Genomic DNA, 7,565 nt, shown 5'->3' with positions numbered 1-7,565 from the left:
TGGCCTGCTGCCGGTTTTTCGGACACCGAGATAAGGTGTTTGACGGAACTGGAGAGTGGGAATGCAAAGAAGAAAGTTCAGCCGCGAGTTCAAGCTTGAGGCGGTGAGATTGATCAAGGATCGGGGCGTTGCGGTGGCCCAGGCTGCCCGCGACCTCGATGTCCACGAGAACGTGCTGCGCAAATGGGTGCGCGATCTGTCGACGGATCCGCAGCATGCGTTTCCCGGCCATGGGCAGATGAAGCCGGAGCAGCTCGAGATTGACCGGCTGCGCAAGGAAGTCGCGAAGCTGAAGGCGGAGCGCGACATCCTAAAAAAGGCCGCAGCCTACTTCGCGAGGGAAGTGACATGAGGTTCGCTTTCATCGCGAGGCACCGGAACATCTGGCCGGTGGCATGGTTGTGCGGCGCGCTGGATGTGTCCCGCTCAGGCTTCCATGCCTGGCTTAATCGCAGTCCCAGCGCTCGCTCCCGGCACGACGAGGTTCTGGTGACGGCGATTGATCGCAGCTTCAAGAGCAGCGACCGAACCTATGGCGCCAGGCGCGTCTGGCATGACGTGCTGGCTGAGGGTCTCTCCTGTGGCCTGCATCGCGTCGAGAGGCTCATGCGTCAGAACGCTCTGCTGGCCCGGCCTCGGCGCCGCGGACTGCCGAAGGACATGGGCGAGCGAGCGGCAGTGTCGGACAATCTCCTTGACCGCGCCTTCGAGGCATCGGCCCCGAACCAGAAGTGGATCGCCGACTTCACCTACATCTGGACCGCTGAAGGTTGGCTCTACGTTGCGGCCGTCGTCGACCTGTTCTCCAGGCGCGTCGTCGGCTGGGCGATGAAGGCGGAGATGACGGCGCAGCTCGTCACCGACGCGCTGCTCATGGCGATCTGGCGCAGAGGTCGGCCCGACAGCCTGCTGCACCACAGCGACCAAGGCAGCCAATATACGAGCGAGCAGTTCCAGCGGCTGATGGCCGATCACGGCATCACCTGCTCGATGAGCCGGTCGGGCAACGTCTGGGACAATGCTGCGATGGAGAGCTTCTTCTCGTCGCTGAAAACAGAGCGGACAGCCCGCAAGGTCTACAGGACGAGGGATGACGCAAGGGCCGACGTGTTCGATTACATCGAGCGCTTCTACAACCCTCGGCGACGGCACTCGACGTTGGGCTATATGAGCCCTGTCGAGTTCGAGGAGAAAGCTATGTTAGCTTAACCAGGTGTCCGAAAAACCGGCAGCAGGCCAGCTTGGCCAGCTTGTAGTCTACCGTCTTGAGGGAAACCGTAAGCTCCCGCTTGAAGAGGCCGGTGGCGGGGTTGACCAGTTCGGCCAGTCTGGGGCGCAGATGAGGGGGCACGGGCTTGGCGGCAAGCTCTAAGGGGAGCCGCTTGCGAAACTCGTAGATGCCTGAAGACCGCCGCTGCATGTAGCTCAAAGCCGCCATGATGAACCGCCCAAGTGGGACCCCTTTGTGTACAAGGCGGCTTTGTCTAAGGTCCTGAAACCTTATACCTTTTGGCTTTTCAATGCGCTAGGGAGAAACTGGCGCACCCGACAGGATTCGAACCTGTGACCTTCGCCTTCGGAGGGCGACGCTCTATCCAGCTGAGCTACGGGTGCATCTTGCTTACGCAGTGCTTACGCAGATTTTCCGCGACTTTGAAGGGCCGGATACCCCTCGCGTAAACCATTGATCTTCTATGTCCTTTTTCTCTCCAATTCACCACCCACCGGCTTGACACGAGCCTTCGGAGGGCAGCGCTCTATCCAGCTGAGCTACGGGTGCTTTCCGGAAACCGGAAAACGAACCGGGTGAACCGGCAGTCACGGCTTCTTAGCGGAAGCGGGCGTGGGCTTCAACGGCGAAATCGAGCAGCGGCGTTCTCCGACAGGAGCGGCCATGAATTCGCGCCCTGCCGGGTGCGTCACCTGCTGGATGGCATTTAGAGCTGCGCTGCCGGTGGACCTGCTGCTACCAATCGACCTCCTCTTGCGCTATCCCGCGGCCCGGCACCAGGCGTTACAAACCAGAAGAGCGTCATGTTCAGCATCGAGCAGCCCGCAACATTCGGGCAGGAGATTAAGAAAAGCCGCTTCCTGGCGGCTGCTGGACCTGTTTCGAGCGAGGAGGAAGCGAAGCAATTCATAGCCGCTCACTCGGTTGCCGATGCCAACCACAATTGCTGGGCATGGCGCATCGGCATGAAGTACCGGTTCAACGATGATGGCGAACCGAGCGGGACGGCCGGGAAACCGATTCTCCAGGCGCTCGACGGTCAGATGCTCGACAATGTCGCGGTCGTGGTCACGCGCTGGTTCGGCGGCATCCTGCTCGGCAGCGGCGGGCTCATGCGCGCCTACGGCGGCACGGCATCCGCCTGTCTTCGAACGGCCGTCAGAATTCCGATCGTCACGACGGTCGAAGCGACCATTACGTGCGGGTTCTCCGATCTTGCCCTGGTCCAGGCGCGGCTGGCGGCATCTTCCGGGGTTCGCATCCTGCATGAGAATTTCATCGAGACCGGGGCGGAACTGACCGTTGCCCTCCCCGAGGCTGATGCGTCCTCGATCGCGCGGATGGTGATCGACCTCACCAGCGGCCGCGCAACGGTCCTCTTGCCGGATTGACCGGCCCGTGAACCCGGGTGCCGCGAAGCGCGCGATGGGATCGACAGGCGAACCCGATCCTGCCGATCCGTGCCTGCGCAATATGTCGTGCCTGCGGCCGACGGCAGCGCCGCCCCTTGTCAGCGCGGTCGCTGATGGACTGGGGACCTGCCGGGTCTACTGCCCAGCTTCGGCCTTGGCCGCCCTTCGCCTTCTCACCCCGTGCGCGGCGCGTTTGGCTTTCTTGGCGCCGGCCAGCTCGTTCATCGCATCGAGCTGCATCTGCTGCATTTCGGCCAGCCGCGTCCATTGGCGCGAGATGAGGTAGTCGAGTTTTTCGTGCAGATGGCGCACCTCGAGCTCGGCTTTGAGATTGACGCGGTATTCGTTGAAGGAGCGCAGGCGGTCTTTCACCTCCTGGCGCTTCTGGCTCATCATGATGACCGGTGCCTGGATGGCGGCGATGCAGGAGAGCAGCAGGTTCAAGAGGATGAAGGGATAGGGGTCGAAGGCGCCTCCGATGCCCTCGAACAAATTGATCCCGATCCACACCAGAAGCACGGTGGCAAACGAGATCAGGAACCACCAGCTGCCGCCGAAGGCGGCCATGTTGTCGGAGATGCGGTCGGGGAAGGTGCGGTGCTCCTCGAACTCCTCCTCCGAGTTCTCGGAGATCGTGTCCTGCTTGGCGATCGATTCGACCACCTGGCGGTCGAGCTCGGAGAATTCGCCGTGCTCCTGCTGCAGCAGCTCCTCCATGTAGCGCATGCGGTAGCGGCCGAGCTCCTCGCGGCTGACGCGGGCGCCCCTGGGCAGGTCCGGATGGTCTGAGCGGATGCGGTCGGCGAGGCTCGGGCGCAGCGTGTCGATGCGCACCAGGTCGCGCTTGTGGAATTTGCGGCCGGAGATCGCCGACGGCTTTTTCTTCGGCTTTATACGCGACGCGCCGGGGGCCGATGGCTCGGAGTCCGGCACTTCGGGCGTGTCGAAATGTTCGTCCGAAACCTCGTGCGGATCCTCCGGCGTGGTCGGCGCCTCGAAATATTCGCCGCCGCTGTCGTTCTCATTGTCGGCCAGCTGCTGCTCGGATGCCTTAGGAACAGTGCTCATGATGCGGGCTCCTGCTGTCGCGGTGCGGGTTAGGATACGCCAAGGCGGCGTGGCAGTGCCACCATGGGTTTTCGCAGCCTATGCCACGCCTTCCGCACGATTGCGTGACAGTCGTGAAACAATAGCCGGCTGCGGGGTTTTTTGGTGGTTATTCTGAGGATTGGCGGAGGCCTCTCCTACTTCGTCATCTACGGGCGCAGCAGCCGCGTCGCGGCGTCGCGGAGACCCTAGAATCCTGCCGGAACGTTGACCCGGAGTGCAGCGGAGCAGAATTCTGGACCGTGGCGACAGCTTCGGAGTCCCGGCATGGATCCTATGGTCTGCGCCGCGTCGCTCCGCTCCTTGCTTCGCCATAGGATGACGAAATGAGGGGCGGCGCCCCTGGCTCTACTGCTGCTCGGCGAACATCAGCCTGGTCTTGGTGGTATCCGTCGTCGGCGACAGGCTGCGCTGGATGAGCGCTTCGACGTGGTCGTTGCGCTGGCGGGCCGAGTCGGCGCCCATCACCACCACGATCAGCTGACGGCCATCGGCATTGTAGGAGGTTACGATGTTGAAGCCGGAGGCCCTGATGTAGCCGGTCTTGATGCCGTCGACGCCGCGCACGCGCCCGAGCATGTCGTTGTGGCCGCGCACCAGCTTGCCGCGAAACATGAAATCGCTTTCGGAGAAATAGTGGAAATGCTGGGGGAAGCGCTGGCGCAGCGCCATGCCGAGCACCGCCATGTCGCGCGCGGTCGTCATCTGGCTGTCGTCGGGCAGGCCCGACGCATTGCGGAAAGTGGTGCTGGTCATGCCGAGCGAACGCGCCTTGGCGGTCATCATGGCGGCGAACTGGTCTTCCGAGCCGCCGAGATATTCACCGACCGCCACCGCGACGTCGTTGGCGGATTTGACGACGATGGCGCGGATGGCGGAATCGACGTCGATCGACTCGCCACGGCGAAAGCGCATCTTGGTCGGCGGCTGCGAGGCGGCGTGGTCGGAGACCGGGATCTGCGTTTCCTTGCTGACGCGGCCGGACTCCATCGCCTCGAACAGCAGATAGAGCGTCATCATCTTGGTCAGCGACGCCGGATAGCGCTGCGCCGTCGAATTGACCTCGAACATTTGCTTGCCGGTTTTGACGTCAACGACGATCGCCGCATATTTCTGCGGCGGCGCCGGCACCGCAAGCACCTGGTCCGGCGGGGTCGTGGTCGAGCAGCCGGCGACCATCAGAATCAGGCCGAGCGCTACGAAGAACCTCTGGATGAGCGGAAGGGAATTGGACAAGGGCAGGACTGTTCTGGCGATGTGTTGCTGAGATGCGGAGAAGCTAACGTAACGCGATTGATGCGTCCATTTGGTTAATGGCTGACAGCCCTGGCAATGTCGCGGCCTTGGGTTCCTCGCGCCACGAAACAGCGTGAAATCGATGCCGGTGCAGGTCACCTACACCGACGGAACAAATCGCCGGTGAGGGAATACAAGCGGCAGTAGCTGGCACTGATGCAAAATGCCGGTCGCCGCGCTTGCGTATTAGCAGCGCACGGGGCTTTGCTTTTGCGGGTAGAATCAACAGGTGCGCAATGACCATCAGCACGATCAAGGCCAAGGGTATTTCGGTTTCACTCGATCTCACCGTCGGCCACATCGCCGACATGGTGGTCGAGAACGGCGGACGCCGGCTGAAGCCGTTGCACCGTGCGCCCTGGGTTGACACCAGCGAGGCACTGCCGAAGGGCCTGCCGCAAGGCACCGTCCGGCTGTCCGGCGATTTCCTCTGCGCGCCGTTTTCGCGCAGCGATGTCGAGGAGGCGCCGCTGCATGGCTGGCCGGCCAACAGCGCCTGGGATGTCACCGAGAGCGGCGCGACGGAAGATGGCTGGCGCGCGGTCTTCCGGCTGCGGCACAAGGTGATGGGCGCCAGCGTCGACAAGATCTTCACGCTGCGGCACGATCATCCTTTCCTCTACCAGGAACATGTGTTTTCCGGCGGATCCGGCGCGATTTCCGTCGCCCATCACCCGATGACGGTGATGGCGAGCGGCGGCAGGCTGGCCTTTTCGCGCAAACGCTTTGCCGCGACGCCTTCCGACCCGCTGGAACCAGACCCGGCGCGTGGCCGCTTCCTGCTGGCCTATCCGGCGCGCGCGGTGGACCTGAGCCATTTTCCCGCTGCGGGTGGCGGCACGCTCGACCTGACGGAATACCGCATGGACGACCGGCGCGAGGATTTCGTCACCCTTGTCGAGGCCGATCACGGCGGGCCGGGTTGGACGGCGCTGGCGCGCCAGGCCGAGGAGGACCTGGTGCTGGTGCTGAAGAACCCCACCGAGCTGCCCGTCACCATGCTGTGGCTCAGCAATGGCGGGCGCGACTATGCGCCGTGGAGCGGCCGTCATCTGGGGGTGCTTGGCATCGAGGACGGCCGCGCCGCGGTCGGCCATGCCGCCTCGATCGGCGACAACTGGCTGAGGCGCGAGGGCGTGGCGACCGCCTTTGCGCTTGGCGAAGGCCGCAGCATCTCGTTCCGCCACGTCATCGGCGCCCTGCCTCAGTCTGGCGGTCAACCGCCGCAAGACATCACCGCGGCCGACGGCCGGATGCGGCTCGCTGCCGGCGGCTCCACCAGGGAAGTGCCGTTCGACAGCGCTTTCCTGCGCATTGGCCGGCCTGTTGCCGGCTGATTCGCGCCGGCTGAGGGGGATTGCGTGCGGGGGATTTGAAATTTCCACCGACTGCCGCCAAGATGCGGCCGACATATCGTGCCTATCATCAGGGCAAATGAGGCTCCCATGTCCGAAATCGCCCACCTCCCCGCCACCATCTTCAAGCGCGCCGGCAAGGCAAAGCGCTTCATCGTCGCCATTGCCGGACCGCCAGGGGCGGGAAAATCGACGCTGTCGGCCGGCCTGCACGGCCTTTTGCCGGAAGGAGCGGTCGAAGTCGTGCCGATGGACGGCTTCCATTACGACGACATCGTGCTCAACGCGCGTGGCCTGCGCGCGCGAAAGGGCGCGCCGGAGACCTTCGACTTCGCCGGCTTCGAAACCCTGCTGAAGCGCATCCGGGCCGGCGAACCCGACATCGCGATTCCCGTCTTCGACCGCGACATGGAACTGTCGCGTGCCGCCGCGGCGATCGTCGGCACCGAGACCAAGTTCATCCTGGTCGAAGGCAATTACCTTCTGCTCGACGAGGAGCCCTGGTCACGGCTGGCGCCGCTGTTCGACTTCTCGATTTTCGTCGACGTCCCGCGCAACGAACTCGAGCGCCGCCTGATGGAGCGCTGGCACGGCCATGGACGTTCGGATGAGGATGCGCGCGCTTGGATCGCCTCCAATGACATGCCCAACATCGAGCGCGTGCTGGCCCGGCGAAGGGCTGCCGACCTGGTCATTGGTTAACACGTTCAATTTTCGGTATTTTTCGACGGGAACCTTAAGGGTTTCGCGCCGTTATGCCCGACAACCCGTTTGTCCGGCGTAAGGGATTTTCCGATGGCAACCAAGGCAAAAAAACCTGCGAAGACGAGGCCTGCCAAGGCGACTGAGGCAAAGGCCGGCGCTGGCCCCGCGATTGCCGAACGCTCGAAAGACGCCAAGGGCGCCTTCGGCAAGGCCGCCCCCAGGAAGGTTGTCCCGGCGGCGAAGACCGCCAGCCCGCGCAAACCGGCGCCAAACAAGCCTGGCACCGTCCGCACCGTGGCTGGCATAGCGGCCGGCGCGGTGGTCGCCACCGCGCGCGGCGCGGCCTCTTTGGCTGCCTCCGTGATCGGCAAGGGTGGGTCGAAAGCCAAGGCGAAGTAACACGACTTTATCGTCCACCGGGCCCAATCCACCCGATCAAGACAATTGCCCTATAGGCGG

The 7,565-nt window shown here is 63.6% G+C and carries 8 protein-coding genes and 1 tRNA gene; 5 read left to right on the top strand and 4 right to left on the bottom strand.

The annotated features are described in order from the left end of the window. The first annotated feature begins 61 nt into the window (after nucleotides 1-61). A protein-coding gene (locus tag A3AU_RS0111740) for an IS3 family transposase (protein ID WP_154674576.1) occupies nucleotides 62-1,209 on the top strand; the annotation gives its coding sequence in 2 pieces (ribosomal slippage) (nucleotides 62-311 and nucleotides 311-1,209; 1,149 coding nt in all). On the opposite strand, the gene A3AU_RS0111735 is transcribed toward A3AU_RS0111740, so the two are convergent. Together A3AU_RS0111735 and A3AU_RS0111730 are read right to left on the bottom strand one after the other, a co-directional pair. Further along, on the bottom strand, nucleotides 1,196-1,438 hold the full coding sequence (locus A3AU_RS0111735; RefSeq protein ID WP_027052992.1) for a DUF6538 domain-containing protein: 243 nt from the start codon (nucleotides 1,436-1,438) through the stop codon (nucleotides 1,196-1,198). The genes A3AU_RS0111740 and A3AU_RS0111735 overlap by 14 nt on opposite strands. A gap of 99 nt (nucleotides 1,439-1,537) precedes the next feature. After that, nucleotides 1,538-1,614, bottom strand: a tRNA-Arg gene (locus A3AU_RS0111730). A gap of 420 nt (nucleotides 1,615-2,034) precedes the next feature. Here A3AU_RS0111730 and A3AU_RS0111725 point away from each other — a divergent pair. Next, entirely contained in the window at nucleotides 2,035-2,622 is a 588-nt protein-coding gene (locus tag A3AU_RS0111725; protein WP_027052991.1) for an IMPACT family protein, read from the top strand. 156 nt (nucleotides 2,623-2,778) lie between these two features. Here the strand turns inward: A3AU_RS0111725 and A3AU_RS0111720 are convergent, their stop codons facing one another. Continuing rightward, entirely contained in the window at nucleotides 2,779-3,711 is a 933-nt protein-coding gene (locus A3AU_RS0111720; RefSeq protein ID WP_027052990.1) for a DUF1003 domain-containing protein, read from the bottom strand. A 387-nt stretch (nucleotides 3,712-4,098) separates the two neighbouring features. Next, nucleotides 4,099-4,929: a D-alanyl-D-alanine carboxypeptidase family protein gene (locus A3AU_RS0111715; protein WP_245235463.1), complete on the bottom strand. Its 831-nt coding sequence runs from the start codon at nucleotides 4,927-4,929 to the stop codon at nucleotides 4,099-4,101. A gap of 353 nt (nucleotides 4,930-5,282) precedes the next feature. On the opposite strand from A3AU_RS0111715, the gene A3AU_RS0111710 reads away from it, so the two are divergent. The 3 genes from A3AU_RS0111710 to A3AU_RS0111700 all read left to right on the top strand — a co-directional run bounded on the left by A3AU_RS0111710 (nucleotide 5,283) and on the right by A3AU_RS0111700 (nucleotide 7,505). Then, a complete protein-coding gene (locus tag A3AU_RS0111710) occupies nucleotides 5,283-6,383 on the top strand; it encodes a hypothetical protein (protein ID WP_027052988.1) in 1,101 nt (366 codons plus the stop codon). A 108-nt stretch (nucleotides 6,384-6,491) separates the two neighbouring features. Then, nucleotides 6,492-7,103: a nucleoside triphosphate hydrolase gene (locus tag A3AU_RS0111705; RefSeq protein WP_027052987.1), complete on the top strand. Its 612-nt coding sequence runs from the start codon at nucleotides 6,492-6,494 to the stop codon at nucleotides 7,101-7,103. A 93-nt stretch (nucleotides 7,104-7,196) separates the two neighbouring features. Beyond that, nucleotides 7,197-7,505 carry a hypothetical protein gene (locus tag A3AU_RS0111700; protein WP_027052986.1) on the top strand — a complete coding sequence of 103 codons (309 nt, stop codon included), beginning with the start codon at nucleotides 7,197-7,199 and terminating at the stop codon, nucleotides 7,503-7,505. The last annotated feature ends 60 nt before the right edge of the window (nucleotides 7,506-7,565 follow it).

Origin of the sequence: Mesorhizobium erdmanii USDA 3471 (assembly GCF_000472705.1) — a bacterium.
Lineage (GTDB): Bacteria > Pseudomonadota > Alphaproteobacteria > Rhizobiales > Rhizobiaceae > Mesorhizobium > Mesorhizobium erdmanii.
The sequence above is the reverse complement of the archived record's forward strand: the minus strand, read 5'-3'. Positions and strand labels throughout refer to the sequence as shown.